This is a genomic window from Bacillus sp. 1780r2a1 (assembly GCA_024134725.1).
GTDB lineage: Bacteria > Bacillota > Bacilli > Bacillales > Bacillaceae_H > Priestia > Priestia aryabhattai_A.
The window spans coordinates 415834-435090 of the sequence record CP099863.1; the positions used below are offsets into that span (position 1 = coordinate 415834).

General features: G+C 39.1%; 17 protein-coding genes. 15 read left to right on the forward strand and 2 right to left on the reverse strand.

Features of this window, described 5'->3' with window-relative positions; genetic code table 11:
• Positions 1–12: 12 nt before the first annotated feature.
• From NIZ91_02180 to NIZ91_02200, 5 genes are all read left to right on the forward strand, one after another.
• Positions 13–345, forward strand: a complete 333-nt coding sequence (locus tag NIZ91_02180; protein USY55512.1) for a YolD-like family protein — start codon at positions 13–15, stop codon at positions 343–345.
• A gap of 135 nt (positions 346–480) precedes the next feature.
• Positions 481–1011 (forward strand): WGR domain-containing protein, encoded by a 531-nt coding sequence (locus NIZ91_02185; GenBank protein ID USY55513.1) that lies wholly within the window; start codon positions 481–483, stop codon positions 1009–1011.
• A gap of 154 nt (positions 1012–1165) precedes the next feature.
• Entirely contained in the window at positions 1166–2086 is a 921-nt protein-coding gene (locus NIZ91_02190; GenBank protein ID USY55514.1) for a DoxX-like family protein, read from the forward strand.
• The gene (locus NIZ91_02195; protein ID USY55515.1) at positions 2083–2760 is read left to right on the forward strand and encodes a DUF4166 domain-containing protein; all 678 of its coding nucleotides are present in this window, start codon (positions 2083–2085) and stop codon (positions 2758–2760) included. The genes NIZ91_02190 and NIZ91_02195 overlap by 4 nt, the downstream gene beginning before the upstream one ends.
• Positions 2761–2775: 15 nt before the next feature.
• Positions 2776–4479, forward strand: a complete 1704-nt coding sequence (locus tag NIZ91_02200) for a YndJ family protein (protein USY55516.1) — start codon at positions 2776–2778, stop codon at positions 4477–4479.
• A 15-nt stretch (positions 4480–4494) separates the two neighbouring features.
• Here NIZ91_02200 and NIZ91_02205 read toward each other — a convergent pair whose 3' ends face one another.
• The gene (locus NIZ91_02205; GenBank protein ID USY55517.1) at positions 4495–4797 is read right to left on the reverse strand and encodes a hypothetical protein; all 303 of its coding nucleotides are present in this window, start codon (positions 4795–4797) and stop codon (positions 4495–4497) included.
• A 121-nt stretch (positions 4798–4918) separates the two neighbouring features.
• Between NIZ91_02205 and NIZ91_02210 the strand changes: the two genes are divergently transcribed.
• From NIZ91_02210 to NIZ91_02225, 4 genes are all read left to right on the forward strand, one after another.
• Complete coding sequence (locus tag NIZ91_02210; GenBank protein ID USY55518.1) at positions 4919–6238, forward strand: hemolysin family protein; 1320 nt, start codon at positions 4919–4921, stop codon at positions 6236–6238.
• Between the two features lie 213 nt (positions 6239–6451).
• Entirely contained in the window at positions 6452–6937 is a 486-nt protein-coding gene (locus tag NIZ91_02215; GenBank protein ID USY55519.1) for a DUF2975 domain-containing protein, read from the forward strand.
• A gap of 10 nt (positions 6938–6947) precedes the next feature.
• Positions 6948–7172, forward strand: a complete 225-nt coding sequence (locus tag NIZ91_02220; GenBank protein USY55520.1) for a helix-turn-helix transcriptional regulator — start codon at positions 6948–6950, stop codon at positions 7170–7172.
• A 434-nt stretch (positions 7173–7606) separates the two neighbouring features.
• Positions 7607–8848 carry an MFS transporter gene (locus NIZ91_02225; GenBank protein ID USY55521.1) on the forward strand — a complete coding sequence of 414 codons (1242 nt, stop codon included), beginning with the start codon at positions 7607–7609 and terminating at the stop codon, positions 8846–8848.
• Between the two features lie 147 nt (positions 8849–8995).
• Here NIZ91_02225 and NIZ91_02230 read toward each other — a convergent pair whose 3' ends face one another.
• The gene (locus NIZ91_02230; GenBank protein USY55522.1) at positions 8996–10357 is read right to left on the reverse strand and encodes an aromatic acid/H+ symport family MFS transporter; all 1362 of its coding nucleotides are present in this window, start codon (positions 10355–10357) and stop codon (positions 8996–8998) included.
• Positions 10358–10614: 257 nt separating this feature from the next.
• On the opposite strand from NIZ91_02230, the gene NIZ91_02235 reads away from it, so the two are divergent.
• The 6 genes from NIZ91_02235 to NIZ91_02260 all read left to right on the forward strand — a co-directional run bounded on the left by NIZ91_02235 (position 10615) and on the right by NIZ91_02260 (position 19250).
• Positions 10615–11529: a LysR family transcriptional regulator gene (locus NIZ91_02235; protein ID USY55523.1), complete on the forward strand. Its 915-nt coding sequence runs from the start codon at positions 10615–10617 to the stop codon at positions 11527–11529.
• Between the two features lie 268 nt (positions 11530–11797).
• Positions 11798–13000 (forward strand): hypothetical protein, encoded by a 1203-nt coding sequence (locus NIZ91_02240; protein USY55524.1) that lies wholly within the window; start codon positions 11798–11800, stop codon positions 12998–13000.
• Between the two features lie 528 nt (positions 13001–13528).
• Positions 13529–15469 (forward strand): family 16 glycosylhydrolase, encoded by a 1941-nt coding sequence (locus tag NIZ91_02245; GenBank protein USY55525.1) that lies wholly within the window; start codon positions 13529–13531, stop codon positions 15467–15469.
• 118 nt (positions 15470–15587) lie between these two features.
• Entirely contained in the window at positions 15588–16691 is a 1104-nt protein-coding gene (locus tag NIZ91_02250; GenBank protein ID USY55526.1) for a helix-turn-helix domain-containing protein, read from the forward strand.
• A 119-nt stretch (positions 16692–16810) separates the two neighbouring features.
• On the forward strand, positions 16811–18085 hold the full coding sequence (locus tag NIZ91_02255; protein USY55527.1) for a GntP family permease: 1275 nt from the start codon (positions 16811–16813) through the stop codon (positions 18083–18085).
• A gap of 25 nt (positions 18086–18110) precedes the next feature.
• The gene (locus NIZ91_02260) at positions 18111–19250 is read left to right on the forward strand and encodes a glycerate kinase (GenBank protein ID USY55528.1); all 1140 of its coding nucleotides are present in this window, start codon (positions 18111–18113) and stop codon (positions 19248–19250) included.
• The last annotated feature ends 7 nt before the right edge of the window (positions 19251–19257 follow it).

The following is a 19257-nucleotide window of genomic DNA, read 5'->3' on the forward strand; positions in this document are numbered from 1 at the left end:
AGAGGGGATTTTATGCAAAATAGAGGAATGAAAAAATGGCGACCATTTGCAACGATGCCACAGCAGTATATAGGTATACAAAACATAATTAATAAACAATTAGAAGTTTCACAGCCAGTGTTAGCCGAAGATCAAATAGAGCACATGAACTTTACTTTAATTGAAGCATTACATGCAAATCGAAAAGTTTATCTTACATACTACAAGCAAGGGCATTATATAACGGAAACAGGATTCATTCAGTTTGTCGATTCATTGAGGGCCCTTTTTGTTTTTATTGACGATGCATTAGGAGCCAAACGTAAAATGAGATTAAGTGAGCTGATTGATGTACGGTTTGTGTGAAGCACGGTCACTTAACAACCTCATATTTTGTAAAGTAACAGTGACTATTTTAGTTTGTAATCAGAAAAAATAGTAAAAAAAATTTCCAAATACATAGTATAATTTACTTAACAAAAGTCATAGGGGGTAATGATTGTGATCAAAATGCTGAAAGAAGTAAACGGTGAGCTCCTTTATTGGGAAGTCTGGGAAGATGAGAAAACGTTATTGATTCACTATGGACGAGTTGGAGATGCAGGCGAGACTCAAGAAAAGAAACTATCGCGACTTCACAATGCAGAAAAGTTAATGGAAGGCCTAGCAGAAGCAAAAGTTGATGAAGGCTATGATTACATAGATGAAGATGAGCTTATCGAGCTGGTTGTACAGTATAGCTATGAAGATGGGGAAATGGAAGAAGTACTTGATAAGAGACATCACGTTGAGGATTTAATGAATGAATGCTTAGGGTGGACAGGTAATGGCTTCTGCGATGGTGGAGACATTGGAAGTGGCACAGCGAATATTGTAAACTATGTGATTGACCCCGAGAAAGCCACTCAAACTATTATCCAAGATCTTGAAAAGAACAACGTGCTTGAAGGCGCAAAGATTGCCTATTTAGATGATGACAGCGATGAATACGTAGCGCTTTATCCAAAAGGAGCAGAGTTTGAATTAATTTAACATCGTTATTGATAAAAGGCATTTTGTTACTCCTTACATAAATAAATTTAGAAGAGTAGTAGTTACTCTTCTTTTTCTAGTTTTATCAAAAAGGACTTTCTATGAACATACTGAACTACTAAATAAGACAATTTATTAAAAAGAGGAGCATTGTATGGCGAAATCAAAGCCAATTTATGTGGAAATAGTAATTGATTGTGAAATGGAGAAGCTTTGGGAATATACGCAAAAACCTGAGCTACACCAGCAGTGGGATTTGCGATTTTCAAATATTGAATATTTACCGAAAGAAAAAGAAGAAGCGCCTCAGCAGTTTCTGTACCAAACGAATATTGGGTTTGGAATTAGCATAAAAGGAACGGGAGAGAGCGTAAAAACGATTGAAAAAGATGACGAGCGCATTTCCTCACTAAAATTTTGGGCAGACCACCCAATTTCGCTAATTAAAGAAGGTAGTGGCTACTGGAAGTATATAAAAACTGATCGAGGCATCCAGTTTTTAACTCAGTATGACTATAAGACTCGCTTTAGTTTTTTGGGCAGAGTGCTAGATGTCCTTTTTAAACCGCTGATGGGTTGGGCGACAGCTTGGAGTTTTGACTGTCTACGGTTATGGATTGAAAAGGAAATTCCACCGCGTATTTCGATAATGAAAACCCTGTTTCAAATCATTTTAAGTGGTATCCTTGCTTTTATCTGGATTTACCAAGGGCTTGTTCCTAAAGTTTTATATCAAGAAGCAGGCGAGCTGGCGTTATTAAAAGGAACAGGTTTACTTCAAGGAAAAGAAGAACTTTTTTTATACGGACTAGGAGCTGGACAAATTACCTTCGGCTTGCTTTTTTTAATATTTAGCCGAAGCAAATGGCTTCATTTGATAAATATTGTCGCGTTAATTAGCTTAGGTGTTGGCGCAGTAATGAGTGGAGGTAGTATCTTTGCAGCACCTTTCAATCCAGCCACCTTAACGCTTGCAATGATTGGCTACTCAGCAATGGCGCTTTTGAACTTACGCGATTTACCAAGCGCGTCAAGTTGCAAAAGAAAACGAACGACAAAAAGGGGAAAACAATGATTTCAATTTATGAACGAGCACTTGGAGAAGCTTACAGTCGGCTTCACCCAGAACTTCAGAAGAAATTTGGCTTAACGAGCGAGGCTAGAACATCTATTATCTGTACTGGAGTGATGGAAGAAATATGGGGCGGAAAAGTTTATATGAAACCTTTTCTTCATCTAGGTGCACAGAAGAACATTACATTTTCAGAAAGAGGGAGAAATATCCCATTTACGTTAGAGAATTACGCGTATCGAAACGCACAAGGTCAGGAGTGCATGGCTTGGATTCGGAAATTTCAATTTGACCCAGTACGCAATTTTGATGCCACAATGATCTATAGTTCGAAGAAGAAAGGAATTGTAGATTATCTAGGTATCGACCAAGACTTTGTCACGGATATTGATATTTCCGTGTTGGAAAACGGCGGGATTCGTTTACTTTCAGGACCGCTTACGTTTTCGAAAAAAGGTTTAAATCTAAAGATACCGGCCGTTTTTTCAGGTACAGCGGAAGCAATTGAGTGGTATGACGAAGAAAACGAGTGCTTTCACATTCATGTGGCAGTAACGAACGGAAGCTTTGGCACAGTATTTGGCTATAAAGGAACGTTCACGATTGAGTACGTGACTTGTGAAGATCCTCCCGCCTACGCAAAACCAAGGCGTGAAGCAGTAGTAACAGCGGTTTAGGAGGAAAGCTGAGTTATGAGAAAGTTCACATCCATACAAGCACTTATCGGATTTATTATGTGGCTAAGTTTCTTTCTAGCTCTTGAAGTTAATCAAATTGAGCGGCTTTTACTATTTGCCATGCTCGTCATTGTACCGCTTATCTTAAACGTTATTGAAACAAGAAATCGCAACGGCGATACGTTTAAAACGTACATATTCAGCGTATATCTATATCCAATAGCCGCCCTGTTAGCTTGTTTGTCATTCTTTTTTTCCACAGGAATAACAGCAGGGTTATTATCGCTTGGTTGGTTAATATGGACAGCAATGGTGTTTTTATATGGTGCATCAAGGCTTTTGGCAAGAGGCCTTTATTTAATTGAAGAAGTAAGTATTGATATTGGGTTAATGTATCTCCTGCTTGGAGGAGCTTGGTTTTCAACGTTTCAATTTGGCATCGACGTGGTGTCATTTGGACCAACAATTACGCTATTGACCGCTATCCACTTTCACTTTTCGGCTCTGATTACGCCAATCTTTATAGGTTTTGTTGGAAGGTTACTGAGGCAACGAGGTGAGAAACTACCAGTTATGTATCACATAGCAGCAATTGGTATTATGGTAAGCTCGATGGGTATTGCGGTTGGCATTACGTTTTCTCGATTGGTTGAATTCGTGTTTGTTGTAGTGTTTGTCATTTGTCTGTGGCTATATGCCTATTTTACAGTAGTAAGGATACGAACCTTAACCAAAAGCACAATTGCGTATGTTTTTCTTGTCTTATCATCGGGGACACTTTTGTTGACCATGCTACTGGCAGGGTATTATGGCTTATCACGCGTACTACACGTCGAGCTCATTTCAATTCCAAATATGGTGTCGCTTCATGGGATTGGGAATGCATTTGGATTTGTCTTTCTAGGGGTCATCGGCTGGTCTTTTATTCGTCCAAGTATGGTATTCAACCCATACGCAATGCCTACTAGCAATCTTTTTGGAAGGTGGAAAATTGGCGCTGATTTCTTTCAGCAGTACGAATCAAAAGATAGAAAGCATAACCACTATGAAGGGCTAGTAGATAACTTAGGTGAATTTCAGCAAAGAGGTTTCAATGCTCAGTCTGTTCATCCTACTGTTCGACATTTTTATGAACAAACTCTTGAATATGAGCTTCATTCTAAAACATATTGGCATAAAGGATTTGGTTTTCTATCCAGAATCTATAAGCAATTTAGCTCAAGTATTGAGCAAATTAACCTACCGCTTAATCATGAAACGGAAGAGCTAGTTGTGGATAGCAGAATTGTTGGAATTAGCAGTAAGCAAGATGGAAGGCAGAAAGTTCGAGCTTGGATTCGAACATCAAGAGAAACGAATAAAGCTGTTTTTGTCGCTGCGTATTCATCCCATGAATATCAGGAGAAAAAGTACTTAAATATTGCGCTTCCTCTACCGTCTGGCCAAATGACCGGCGTGCTGCGCTTTGAAAATCCACAGGATAAGCAGAGAGAAAGAGGCTTTATTTTAACTAGTCTAAAACAGTCAGCTGATAAAGGTGATGAAGGGATTTACTACGTAACAAAGTGGTTTACAATTCGCTTACCAATAAATGAGCATTTTACAGTATGGCCAGAGACAGGCTTACATCAAATCAAAGCTAGTCATAAAATGTGGATTTTTGGAATTCCGTTTCTTTCAATTGATTACACCATAAAAAAGCGTGAAGGTCTAGCATAAACCTTCACGCTTTTTTTATTTGATCAACCAATCGCCATAATACTCGTACCATAAGTTATCTGCTATAGCTATAATAACAAAAACGATAAAAAAAGCAGTAACTATTAACAACACCTTAGTACTCGTTTTCTTTTGGTACTTGTCAAACAGCTTGCTCGCCAAATTAAATAATAGGAAAAAGATAATTACTTTAATGATAATAGCAACGATAAGAGTTAGCGAAATGGAACCTTTAAGATAATCTTCAAGTACGAGATCCTGTACGAAATAAAGGAACCAACTTAAAATAAAAAGTCCTAAAAACGTAAACCAGCGCATAGAAGCTCCTTTAAAATTAATTTATATTGATTTTACCATCAATGAAAAATAATGGTATTACTTATTGTTCAAGCGGGTAAGTTAACTGTATATTATTACGTTAAAGGCCGGTGAAAACCTCTTGAATAGTATTTGGGTTTCGATTGTTATTGTTTTAATCCTTATTGTCGCAAATGGACTCTTTGCGATGACCGAAATTGCAATTGTAACGTCTAAAAAGAATCGACTTGAAAAATTAAAAGAACAAGGTGACCGCAGAGCTGCATATGCATTAAAGCTTGCTGAGGATCCAAACCAGCTGTTATCAACCATTCAAATTGGAATTACGTTAATTGGTGTAATAACAGGGGCATTTGGAGGAGCCACAATTGCCCGGCAGCTATCAGGCTATGTAGACCAAATTGATGCTTTGGCTGCGTTTAGCTATCAGTTAAGCTTTATCATTGTGGTAGGTCTGTCTACATACTTGTCGTTAATTATTGGGGAACTGGTCCCAAAGCGAATTGGATTAAACAATCCAGAAAAAACGGCATCGATTGTGGCAAAGCCAATGTATTACTTCTCAAAAATTGGTAAACCTCTTATCTTTATCTTAAGTAAATCAACAGAGTTTGTACTAAAAGTGCTGAGAGTAAAGCCAAATGATGAGCCAGATGTAACGGAAGAAGAGATTACTCAGCTGATTGAACAAGGCGTATATAGCGGAGTTGTTGAATCCATTGAACAAGATCTTGTGGAACAAATCTTTTACTTAGGAGATAAGCGATTAGGCGATATTTTAACACCACGCCCTCAGCTCGTATGGCTTGATTTAGAAGATCCATTAGAGGAAAACATTAGGATTATGAAAGAAAATTCATATTCTAGGTTTCCTGTAGGAGAGGGAACGCTTGATGATTTTAAAGGAATTGTTCATGCGAAAGACATGTTTGCAAAGCTAGTGTCTGATGAACACTTTGACTTGACAGAATGTATACGTCAAACAATCATTCTTCCTGAATCAATGAAAGCTTTTCAAGCGATGGAAATGTTGAAAAAATCCGCACACCACGAAGCAATTGTAATCGATGAATATGGCGGGGTGGAAGGATTAGTTACTCTTCACGACGTGTTTGAACATATTATTGGTGAGATGCCAGAAGAGCACGAAACAGAGCTTCAAATCGTCCAGCGTAACGAAAATTCTTGGCTTGCAGATGGGCTGATACCAATCGACACATTTGTCAGGTACTTCGACCTTGAAGGTGTCGAAAACCTAACGAGCAATAAAAATTTTCATACTCTTGGTGGTTTTATCACCAGCCAAAAGGGAGAAATTCCTAAAGTAAAAGATGAAGTTCGCGTAGGGGATTTGTTATTGGAAGTGGTTGATATGGATCAGTTTCGTGTAGACAAGGTGATGGTTTCAAGAGTTGAAGAAAGTTCATTAGGCGAAATGTAGCAATGGTATATAAAATAGTATGAAAAGCAGCCCATATTATACAAATATGGGCTGCTTATTTTTATTAGCATAGGAAAAAAGCAGATGAATGAACAAAAGCCTTTTGTGATTTAACAATAATAAAATCATGAATAAGATAAAATATTTATTGAAAAACAATAAATTTTGAGTTACTATCATATTGTAAATAATAAATTAAGTGAGGTGCTTTATATGAAACAAGGATTATCAACACTATTTTTAAAGGTAGCTGTGATTTTGATTGGAATACCTGTTCTCCTCTTATGTATATTTTTAGTTCCAGAGTTGGCTGGTGTTACTGAAAAATTACTTCCTGAATTTGCGTATATGAAGTATTTCGTTTCCGTTGCGTTTTATGCTTCAGCCATACCTTTTTATTTTGCTTTATATCAAGCTTTCAAGCTTTTACGCTATATTGACAAAAATAAGGCTTTCTCTGAATTATCTGTAGAAGCATTAAAGAAAATTAAATATTGTGCCGTTGCGGTTAGTATGCTACATCTTTTTGTGTTACCATTTTTCTATCTCTTTGCGGAAAAGGACGATGCTCCGGGAGTCATTTTGGTCGGCTTAATTGTTCCATTTGCTTCCATTGTTATTTCTGTGTTCGCCGCGGTTCTTCAAAGGATTTTAAAAGAAGCAATCAATATCAAATCAGAAAACGATTTAACAATTTGAGGTGAAGAATATGGCTATTATTATTAATATCGATGTGATGTTAGCCAAGCGGAAAATGAGCGTAACTGAACTGTCAGAGAAGGTAGGAATTACAATGGCAAACCTTTCTATTTTAAAGAATGGTAAAGCCAAAGCGGTACGTTTCTCAACGTTAGAAGCTATATGTAAAGCTTTAGACTGTCAGCCAGGTGATATCCTAGAGTATCAAAATGATGAGGATATGTTAGACACATAGAAAATAATTATTTTTGTGAGCCCGCCATCTTGTTTAGTCGAAACGGTAAAGGTTTGTTCTTTTTGATGAATGAAACGCTCACTTAACGCATATTGATTCTAAAAGGTTGTTAATTCCAAGTAAAAAGGTAATTGTATCAAACAGGTCTTTTTGCTATGATAATAGTATCTAATAAGAAATGGGGGTTTTTCTGTTGACAGCATCAATGAGATTACGTTTACCAATGTTCATTCGCTAATTGAATAATTGGAAGCTCTGCCTGCGCTCAGAGCAACGGGATTGGTCTGTCTATTTTTAAGAAAACCCTATATTTTACGGTTATTTTAAGAAGAGAGGAGAATATTCCTCTCTTTTTTGTTGTCTCAAAATAGGAGTGCATGGACGGAGTTAGTAGGTAAATGAGATAAAAATTGAATAGAAATGAGCTGTTAAATATGAATAGTGCAGAAAACCATTTACAAGAGAACTGGTTAAAGAATATTATTCTTTTTCTTAGTAGCCAGACAATTTCACTGTTTGGATCGTCCCTTGTGCAGTATGCTATCATGTGGCACATTACGTTAACCACACAGTCGGGCTTCATGATGACGTTGTATATTATCTGTGGATTTATTCCGACCTTTATTTTATCGCCCGTTGCTGGGGTTTGGGCGGATCGCTACAATCGAAAAGTCCTCATTATGCTCGCGGACGGTTTAATTGCCACTGCAACACTTGTTCTAGCAATTCTCTTTTTAATGGGATTTGATAGTATTTGGCTTCTGTTTGTGATGGCAGCAGTCCGTGCATTTGGAGCAGGGATTCAAACACCTGCTGTTGGGGCCATTTTGCCACAAATTGTGCCAAAAGATAAGCTGACCAAAGTAAACGGAGCAAATGGAAGTATCCAGGCAATCATTATGTTTATATCACCAATGATTAGCGCTGCTTTACTTACTACAATGTCGCTTGAGGTTATTTTTTTCATTGATGTAGTTACAGCAGCACTTGCTATCTTGACGCTGCTTACTTTCGTGAAAGTTTCTGTGCATAAAAAAGCTGTTGGGAAACAGGAAGTAAGCTATTTCAGTGATTTTAAACAAGGAATTCGCTACGTGAATAATCATGCTTTCTTAAAGCAATTTTTCTTATTCTTTGCGGTGTTCTTTGTACTAATGGCACCAGCTGCATTTTTAACTCCGCTTCAGGTTACGCGAAGCTTTGGTGATGATGTGTGGCGACTGACTGCAATCGAAATTGCATTTTCAGTTGGAATGATGATAGGTGGAGGGGTTATTGCAGCTTGGGGTGGCTTCCAAAATCGTATTAAAACGTTGGGCCTAGCAAGCATAATCATGGGCGTTTGTACGTTAGCCCTTGGTTTAGTTCCTATCTTTTGGCTGTATTTAGGATTTATGGGCCTTTTTGGAGTCGCTATGCCTATTTTTAATACGCCAGCTACCGTATTATTGCAAGAAAAGGTAGAAGAAGAGTATTTAGGGCGTGTATTTGGGGTGATGGGCATGATTTCTACTTCTATGATGCCGCTTGGAATGCTGGTTTTTGGACCTCTTGCAGACTTTGTTAGCGTAGAATGGCTTTTAGTTGGAACAGGTATCTTTATCGTTGTTCTTGCAATTTTCTTAGGGCAAAATAAAGTGCTAATTGAATCTGAAAAAAATACGCTCAATGCTTAATAGTGAGAGAATAGAAGGTAAACAGCAAAAACGAGATCATTTTATATGATCTCGTTTTTCTTCTTTTATTGGTTTAAGATAAGGAACTGTGCGAACAGATGCCCTGTGAATGTTTGTTTTTGTGCTTTGCTCCTCACCATGTACTATTCAGCTTGAAACCTTTGATACTTTAAAATGCGCAGGTGCGGTTATTCTCTCTTCTGCATGTCCATGGCGCTCTTGAACAAATAAAAGAGCGATACATCCGATGATACTAGGAACGGCAAAAGCCATAAATGCTTGCTGAGGAGCTAAGCTGGTTGTTAATAAGAAGCCGATAATTACAGGAGCTAAAATAGAACCTACTCGCCCAATGCCTACTGTTACACTTAACCCGGTTGTGCGAATTTCCGGTGGGTAGAACCCTGAAACATAAGGATTTACTAAGTTTTGAGTTCCAGCTGTACACGCACCGCTAATCGCAATTAACACGTATAATAAAAGCTGCTGAGATGTGAGGCTTAGCGCAACAAAACAAAGTGAACCGAGTAAAAACATGTATAAAAGAACTTTTCGGTGACCGATGCGATCAACGAAATACCCGCCTAATAAAGAACCTCCGATTTGACCTATTCCTAAAACAAGGCTGAAGGACAAGCTTGATGTAATACCATAACCGGAGCCTTGCATAATTTTAGGTAGCCATGTGTTTAGGCCGTAAATCATAAGGAGGCAGCTCGAGACAATAAGCCAAAAACATACTGTGCTAACACCTCGTTTGTCAGAAAAAAGCTTTTTAACAGGAACTCCTTTTGCTTTTTCTTTCACGGTTTCATATTCAAAATCATCGGTAGATTGATAATTTCCTCTAGGGCTAACTCTATTAAGAATGTTCGCAATTTTATCACCCTGGTTTCGCAGAATGTAAAATGATAGCGATTCTGGAAACTGCTTCAAAAATAGTGGTAGGGTGAGCAGCGGGATAATCCCTAGCCAATATAAAAAACGCCATCCTAAGCTTTCCATTAAGTACATCCCAATAAGTGAAGCTAGTATTGCTCCAATTGAGTAGCCGCAGTACATGGTAGCAACGGTGAGAGCACGATTTTTTTTAGGTGAGTATTCAGTCATAACTGCAATGACAGCTGGCATTAGGCCACCCATTCCTAGCGCTGCGATGAACCTCATAATGGTAAAGGTAAGTGGGTTTGGTGCAAGCCCTGCTAAAAGAGAAAAAATGCTGAATATAGCCATGCAAATCGCTAAAATCTTTTTTCGACCAATTACGTCTGCCAGAGAGCCGAGTAGGAAAGAACCAAGCATCATACCCACAAGCGTATAGCTGCCAATCGCTCCTGCTTCTACGACGCTTAGTCCGTAATCCTCCATCATAAGTGGTAAACCTATTCCGTAAAGTGCAATATCAAAGCCGTCAAACGCAATGGCATAAAAGCACCATAGAAACACGAGTAAGTGAAACTTATTAAATGTACTTTCAGCAATAACTTGAGAAGTTTGAACAACGCGCATAAAATTCCTCCTGAAATTTTTTTCGTTTAAGTTGCTTTTAAATATCCTTAGAAAACCCAACAATTTATTTTATTGTATGTATCCTACCATGACTAAAGAGGTATAGTGTAACTGATAAAACGCATCAATTGATATAGCCAAAAGATATAACAAATAAAAAACGACTATCGATTTGAACTTTTAACCATTTGAAGTTAAAATACAAACGGATATTATACAGAAAATTTCAAACAAAAAGGAGTCGCATTTATTTAATTATGAAATTACAGCAGCTCAAATATGTTATTGAAGTTGTGAGGTGTGGGTCGATTAATGAAGCAGCTCGCAGGCTCTACATCTCACAGCCAAGCTTGTCAAAAGCAATAAAAGAGTTAGAAAAAGAAGTTGGAATTACGATTTTCACCCGTACTTCAACGGGTATTGCCCTTTCCTCAGACGGAGCTGAGTTTCTAGGGTATGCAAGGCAGGTTGTTGAACAAGCAGAGTTGTTAGAACACAGATACTTAAATGCAGCGCCTTCTCCACAGCTGCTTTCCATTTCCACTCAGCACTATGCGTTTGCCGTCAATGCGTTTGTGGATATGATTAAAAAGTACGGGCAAGACAAATACCAGTTTACGATGAGAGAAACGAGAACCTATGAAATCATTGAAGACGTAAAGAGCTTAAAAAGCGAAATTGGCATTTTATACGTTAGCTCGTTTAATGAAAAAGTAATGCTGCAGCTTTTGAAAGAACAAGGGTTGGAGTTTCATGAGCTGTTTCAAGCTACTCCTCATATCTTTGTGAGTGTCCAAAATCAGCTTGCTAAAAAGAAATCCGTGACGCTTAAAGATTTAGAAGAATACCCACGGTTGAGCTTTGAGCAAGGAGAATTTAACTCGTTTTACTATGCTGAAGAAATTTTCAGCACGATTCCAAGTAAACAAAGCATTCAAGTCAGTGACCGAGCAACGTTATTTAATTTGCTTATTGGCTTAAACGGCTACACCATTTCAACAGGTATTGTAAGTGAAGATTTAAATGGATCAAATATTGTATCGGTACCGCTTGATGAAGGTGAGTTCATTAGAGTAGGATGGGTTGTTCACAACAAAACTCAACTTAGTCGCATGGCTCGAATTTATTTAGAAGAGCTTCATAAAGTAATTGAAAAGTATCACCAAAAATGAACTAGAAGCGATTGGCTTCTAGTTTTTTTGTTTGTTTTCTTGTAAGAGGAAAGTTCAGCTAGGGTAACCGCGTTTGTTCTTAGTTTCTCATAAATTCCCTTTTTATAGTTCAATGATACTTGTAGAACTTTGTCGGTTTTTGGGGATTAATAACTAATCTTTAGAAAAACATTAAATCCTTAGAACTGTATTTCTCTTTCGCTCTATTCATAATTCTCAATCTAATATAAATTAAAAAAGCAGAAAATTAATGAAAGGTTGTAATTAAATGGATAGAATTACAAGAGTTGAAAAATTTTCTAAGCAAAAAGCAAAAGAGAGAAAGAAGCTTATCAAAATTGGTGGAACAGGGTTAGCCATTGTAACAACAATTACTGGATGCAGCGTCTCAAACGCGTTAAACAGCGAACAGACAGAGGCAACAGTCGCACAAGTACAAAAAAGTGCTCAAGATCAGAAGCCTAGCATGAACCCTAAAAAGGTAGTAAACCTGCCAGAAAAGGAGATACCATTTTCTTATAATCAAGCAAACCAACCACTAGAGCAAAGGGTAGTCCATTCTCCTAAGCCGGACGAGCAGGTGCTAGCACAAGAAATCACTGCCGCGTCTAGTGCAAAAGAACAAGATACAGTGAAAGAAGTCACAATTAAGCAAGATCCAGTGGAGCCTGCAGTAAAAGTAGTACCAGTACCGTTAAGCTATCAGGAACAAGAGCCTGTACCTTCGCCCGTAGAAGAAGAAATGAACGTACAAACACCCGTACAAGAGTTACCAACAGAAGAGCTACAAACAGAATTTGAAGAGAGTATAGTGCCAGTTGAAGAGCCACCAATTCAAGAGGAAGCTGCTTTACAAGTAGAGAAAGAGCCAGCACCTGTTCAAAAAGTGGAGTCTAAAGAAGAAGAAGCTTTAGAAGAGGATCAAAGTGCTCCAATTCAGGAAGAGCAAGAATCCTTACAAGAAGAAAAAGTGGCGCCTGTGCAGCAAGAACAAAGTAATTCGTCAATACCTGTTGAAAATAACGTAAGGCAGGAGCAAATTTTAGAAGTTCTTGGAGTTGTAACTGGTTTAGTCGATGCTCATTGTATTGAACTTGACGTTCAAGGACAGATGAAAGCGTTTCATGTTAAAAGCGACATCGATTTACAAAACGAGATTCGCCAGTATGAAGCAGGAACAGCACTGGTTGTTCGTTATGTAGCAAGTCCAAATGGACAAAATCAAATTCGTGATATTGTAGAAGTTGTAAGTCCTGATACGGGCGATCAAACAGTATCTATTGAAGCTGATTATTTTGAAATGGTGAATTGGAATACGGTTCAAGTTTACGTAAACAATCAGCCAACAACGTTCAAGCTATCAGACTATTTGGCACATCATAAAGAGAAATTTGCTCCTGGTACAAAAGTGTTACTGACAGGAGTAAAAACCTCGCAAGGAACAATGATTGAAAGCATCAGTCCATTGTAAAATGTCTATTTGTATAACTAGAAGAATGCGTTAGCATTTGCCTATAGTAATAGATCATATATTCTTTACGGTTAATTCTATTTTCGTGTGGTAGCTAACTATCACACGAAAATAGAAGGCAAGATTACATCTATCTAAATGAACCACATTTTTATCCTCTCAAACTACTTATATTAAATTCCCATTTTTTATTTTTCTCTATGCTATCTAGCATCGTTTCGGTTAAAACAATACAATTTTCTTATCATTTTGCTGTTGCGTACCAAAATGGACTAGGCTATAATGACTTTATCGAAAGCGCTTTCGATAAAGTGGAGACAAGCATGTCTAATGTAAGAAATCCATGGACATAGCGATTTTTTATACTATTTTATATCTGAATTTTTAGAAAAATATAAGCTTATTTTATCTCAATCACTAAGATTAACCAGAGAGTAGGGACCACATACGTAGAACTTTATAGGTAATAGAAATGTTAATTAAAATGTAAGCGATTACTATATTTTAATAGAAGAGAGGAAATCATAAATGGAAAGTCCTTCTTTAAAACGAAAGGTTTTCGGCTCCATATTATCAGCAGCGTTAATTAGTTATTTGTTTACCCCGGTTGGTCATGCCGAAGAGGAAGAACAAGCTAAAGGGCAAAAAGAAAAAAATAAGCCAATGTGGACTCAAGTGTGGGGAGACGAGTTTGACGATGGAAAGATTGATCCTACGAAATGGACGTTTGATTTAACAAACGGTGCTTCTGTGGGCATACCTGGGTGGGGGAACAATGAGCTCCAGTATTACACCAATCGTTCAAAAAATGTTCGAGAAGAAGGTGGTAATCTTGTCATTCAAGCTCATAAAGAAAGCTACCAAGGCTTTGACTACACATCTGCTCGTGTAAAGACGAAAGGGTTGTTCAGCAAGAAATACGGGAAGTTTGAAATCCGTGCTAGCGCCCCAACAGGTAAAGGCTATTGGCCTGCCGTTTGGATGCTTCCGGAGCATAATCGTTACGGAGGCTGGGCAGCTTCGGGTGAAATTGATATTATGGAAGGCTGGGGTAGCAGGCCAAATACTATTGCGGGCACCATTCACTATGGTCAGCAGTGGCCAAACAATACGTATAGCGGTGAAGAATACACATTTAAAGATGGAAGCACAATTGAAGATTTCCACACATATGCCGTTGAATGGGAGCCTGGTGAAATCCGATGGTACGTGGACGGTGAGCTCTATAGCGTGCAAAACGATTGGTACAGTCAAAGTGATGGACAGCCAGATACCAATGCTTATCCAGCGCCGTTTGACGAAGAATTTCATCTCATTATGAATCTAGCAGTTGGTGGGAATTTTGATGGGAATCCAACGGCAGAGACCCAGTTCCCAAAAGAAATGAAAATTGACTATGTAAGAGTCTATGAGTTAACGGGCAGAGAGTACCGTGAGCCAACTCCTCCAGTCATTCCAAAAGAAGAATATTTGTCAGGTGCTAAGCTTCCTCAAGCAGACGGAAACTTAGTTTATAACAATCAGTTTACAGAAACAAAAGCAGGTGACCCTGGCATGGGAATTGAAGGTACTGCTAACTGGTCCCTTCATAAAGAGCCGGATGGAGATGCAGTTTTATCAGTAGAAGAATTAAACAATAGCCGCTTTTTAAAGGTAAATATACTTCGTCCTGGAGGTCAGCTTTACTCGGTGCAGCCTCAGTCTATTGTGTCACTAGCGAAAGGCCGCTTTTATAAGCTAACGTTTGATGCTAAAACGGAAGTAGCTAGAAGCATGAAGGTACAAGTAACAGGAGGAGCATCAGTTGGATACGCAGGATATTCACCAGCTTTAAATGCTCAGCTGACAAACCAAGTACAAAGCTATGAAGTTTTGTTCCAAATGAAAAAAGAATCCGATAATGCAGCGCGCGTTGAGTTTAATCTTGGAACAAACGACCAGCCTGTATGGATTGGAAACGCAAAGCTTGTAGAGGTTGAAGGAATTCCGTTTAATGACGATATTCCAAAGGTTCCTTTAAGTGATGGAAATCGAGTATACAACGGTACATTTAGCGTGGGAGAAGCAGATGGAATGAGCTATTGGCACGTTGTACAAGCGAGAAAAATAAATGCTTTAGCAACCGTTGACCCTAATGAACGCCAGCTTCATATTGATGTGAAAACAAGCAGCAAATATGCAGATGATTTGAAGTTACTTCAAAAAGGTATTTTCCTGAATGCAGGACAAGGGTATGAATTAAGCTTTGATGCAAGTATTCAACCAAAAGGTGATATGTTTGTTGCGCTGACAGACGAAGATGGAAACGTGTATGAGAAGCAGAAAGTAAAAGTATCTTCCAGAATACAGAAATATCACTTCGCTTTTAAAAATTTACAGCTACCTCATGACGATAAAAATGCTCAGCTTGTCTTTTACTTAGGAGATGTAAAAAAGAGTATAACAATTGACAACATTCATTTACGTTAAGAGGACTCTTCAATTAAAAGAAAGCCTAGGTATAAGCAGGCTTTCTTTTTTTTATTTAATGATGCTATAGTTAACGATAGATTGAAAAGGCATTCATGAGAATGAAGAGGTGGAGTGCATGAGGTTTTTAAATCATTCTTTAGCTCAAGAAATTGTAAATCGAACGAAGAATATTATTCATCGCAACATCAACGTGATGAATGAAAAAGGCGTAATTATCGGCTCAGGGGATCATCATCGAATTGATTCTATTCATGAAGGTGCTGTGCGAGTAATCGAAACACAAAAAGGCTTTGAAATTACGAGTTCTGATTTAACGCATTTTCAAGGAGTAAAAGCAGGAATTAATTTGCCCATTACCTTTCATGATAGGGTTGTTGGTGTGATTGGTATTACAGGTGAACCAGAGGAAGTGAGGAACTACGGTGAGCTTGTGAAAATGGCTGCTGAAATGATTCTACAGCAGGCAGTATTAATAGATGAAATTCAATGGGACGAGCGACTGAAAGAGGAATTAACGAGTCAATTGCTTCACGGCACGGAAACGTTAGATTCCTTTTACTTTGAACGAGTAGAGCGTTTAGGGATTCAGTTGGACCTCCCACGTATAGCAATAATCTTAAAAGCGGAAAATCATTCAAATGGCTATAAGTGGCTGCGAGGAAAGCTCGAAAACGATGACTTGTATGTTGTTCAACCAACTCATATTGTAGTGCTGAAAAGAATTGATATAACGAAGGAACAAGAAGACGGTGCTTTTAACAAAATCAAGAGCTGGATTCAACGTAATCAGCTAGAAGGCAAGATGGCAATTGGAAGGTTCTTGCCTTCAGTGGAAGGAATCGCTACATCTTATCAAGAAGCGCTCTATACGTTAGAAGTAGGTGAAAAATTACACCCTGATCAATCACTTTATCGCTATGAACATTATAAACTAGCTGTTTTTTTAGCTAAAGCGAAAGAATTTGGAGTAAAAGGCGAGCTAAGTCAATCACTTGAAGTGTTAAAAGACTATGACGAAAAAGGCGATTTGTTAGAAACTTTAAGCGTATATGTTGAAGAAAATGGTGATGTAAACAAAGCAGCAAGCAGGCTTTTTATCCACCGGAATACGCTGCGGTACCGATTGGAACGCATTTCGGAGCTAACAAATAAAGATCCCCGCAAACTCAGTGACTTGGTTGAGCTGTACGTAGCAATCCTACAGTATAAAATTCAATAAAGTTGTTCCGATGCACAAAAAGGCTTGCGAAAGACAGGCCTTTTTTTGGTTTCATGAACAATGTAGTCAGTTTAGAAAACGCTTACAATTAGTGTATAACATTCAAGGGGGAACGGGAAATGGATGCTACTATTGAAGTAAGCGCGTTAGGCGCAGTGGTTGCGCTTGTTGTTGCAATTGTATTGATCTTAAAGAAAGTATCTCCTGCCTATGGAATGATTGCCGGTGCTTTAATTGGTGGTCTAGTAGGAGGAGTGGATATAACGAATACCGTGGCGCTCATGATGGAAGGAGCGCAAGGAATTATTCCAGCAGTACTGAGAATATTAGCTGCAGGTATATTAGCAGGTGTGCTCATCGAATCAGGAGCAGCTGCTGTTATTGCAGAAACAATTGTAAAAAAACTAGGGGAAGCGAGAGCTTTGCTTGCGCTGGCGCTTGCAACAATGATTTTAACTACGGTTGGTGTATTTGTTGACGTAGCGGTTATTACGGTGGCACCAATTGCACTTGCAATTGCTCAAAAAGCCAAGCTGTCAAAACCAGCGATTTTATTAGCAATGATTGGAGGCGGGAAAGCTGGGAACATTATGTCGCCAAATCCCAATGCTATCGCAGCTTCAGATGCTTTTAATGTGCCGCTCACATCCATTATGGCAGCGGGCATTATCCCAGCAGCTTTTGGAATTTTTGTGACATATATCATTGCCAAAAAGCTTGTGAAAAAAGGGTCTCCTGTACAGCTTACCGAAATAGAAGTAAACAATGCAGATAAGCTACCAGCGTTTTTACCAGCTATTATAGCGCCGCTTGTGACGATTGTTTTACTATCACTGCGACCGCTGTTTGACATTAGTATTGATCCAATGATTGCGTTGCCGGCTGGAGGAATTGTCGGTGCGCTTGTGATGGGAAGAGGCAAAAAGCTAAATGACTATGCTGTTTCAGGATTAGGGAAAATGACGGGTGTGGCCATTATGCTTCTAGGAACGGGTACGCTTGCTGGAATCATCGCTAACTCAGGTTTGAAAGATGTATTGATTGAAGGATTAAGTGCGCTTGGTTTACCAGGCTACGTGCTGGCGCCAGCATCAGGAATTTTCATGTCTGCTGCAACGGCTTCAACAACTGCAGGCACAGCTGTGGCCAGCCAGGTGTTTAGCTCCACAATTTTAGAGATGGGCGTTTCAGCGCTTGCCGGAGCAGCTATGGTACACGCAGGTGCGACGGTTTTAGATCACTTACCGCACGGTAGCTTTTTCCACGCGACGGGGGGAAGCGTTCATATGGAAATTAAAGAACGCCTTAAGCTTATTCCATACGAATCAGCAGTTGGTTTAACGCTAGCCATTTTATCAACGCTCATTTACGGTGTGTTCAAGCTATTTAGCTAATATTAAAGTGTAGGGAGAGAGTGTAATGAAGATTGTCATTGCTCCGGATTCATTTAAAGAAAGCTTATCAGCTTTAGAAGTGGCTGAAGCAGTTGAAAAAGGTTTTAAACAAGTATTGCCACAAGCAAATTATGTGAAAATACCGATGGCTGATGGAGGAGAAGGAACGGTTCAGTCACTGGTTGACGCAACGGATGGAGAAATTATTTTAAAAAAGGTTACGGGTCCTTTAGGCGAACCGGTTGAAGCTTTCTTTGGCATTTTGGGAACGAAGAAGACGGCCGTCATTGAAATGGCAGCCGCATCAGGACTGCATCTCGTACCCCCAGCTAATCGAAATCCGCTTATGACAACAACAAAAGGTACAGGTGAGCTCATTTCAGCAGCGCTAGATTACGGCGTAAACCATATTATTATCGGGATTGGTGGAAGTGCCACAAACGATGGAGGCGCTGGAATGGCCAAAGCGCTTGGTGCACAGTTACTAGATGCAGAAGGAAACGAAATTCTAGATGGTGGAGGAGCACTCGGAAACTTAGCTTTTATTAATCTAGCAACGTTAGATTCGCGTCTTCAGCACGTCAAAATTGAAGTAGCGTGTGATGTTGATAATCCTCTTACCGGAGAGCGAGGAGCATCTGCCATCTTCGGTCCACAAAAAGGAGCAACACCAGAGATGGTTGCGCTGTTAGATCAAAATTTAAGACATTACGCAGCCGTTCTTGAACGAGATCTTGGTCAAAAGATTGATGACGTACCAGGAGCTGGTGCAGCAGGGGGATTAGGCGCAGGGCTGCTTGCTTTCTTACAAGCGGAATTAAAAAGGGGCGTCGACATCGTCATTGAGGCAACAAGTTTACTAGAAGCCGTGCGTGATGCTGATGTAGTCATCACGGGAGAAGGAAAAATTGATGGGCAAACCATTTACGGCAAAACTCCCATTGGCGTTGCCAAAGCGGCCAAAAAATATGGCGTTCCTGTCATTGGAATTGCTGGCAACGTTGGAGCTGACAGCCAGGTTGTTTATGAACATGGTATCGATGCATTATTTAGCATTGTGCCAGGAGTAACAACGCTGGAAAATGCTTTTGCGAATGCCAGCGAGTATGTGGAAAGAGCCGCAAAGAACGTGGCAGCTGTTTTTATAATTAATAAAAAAACCTGAATTTTAA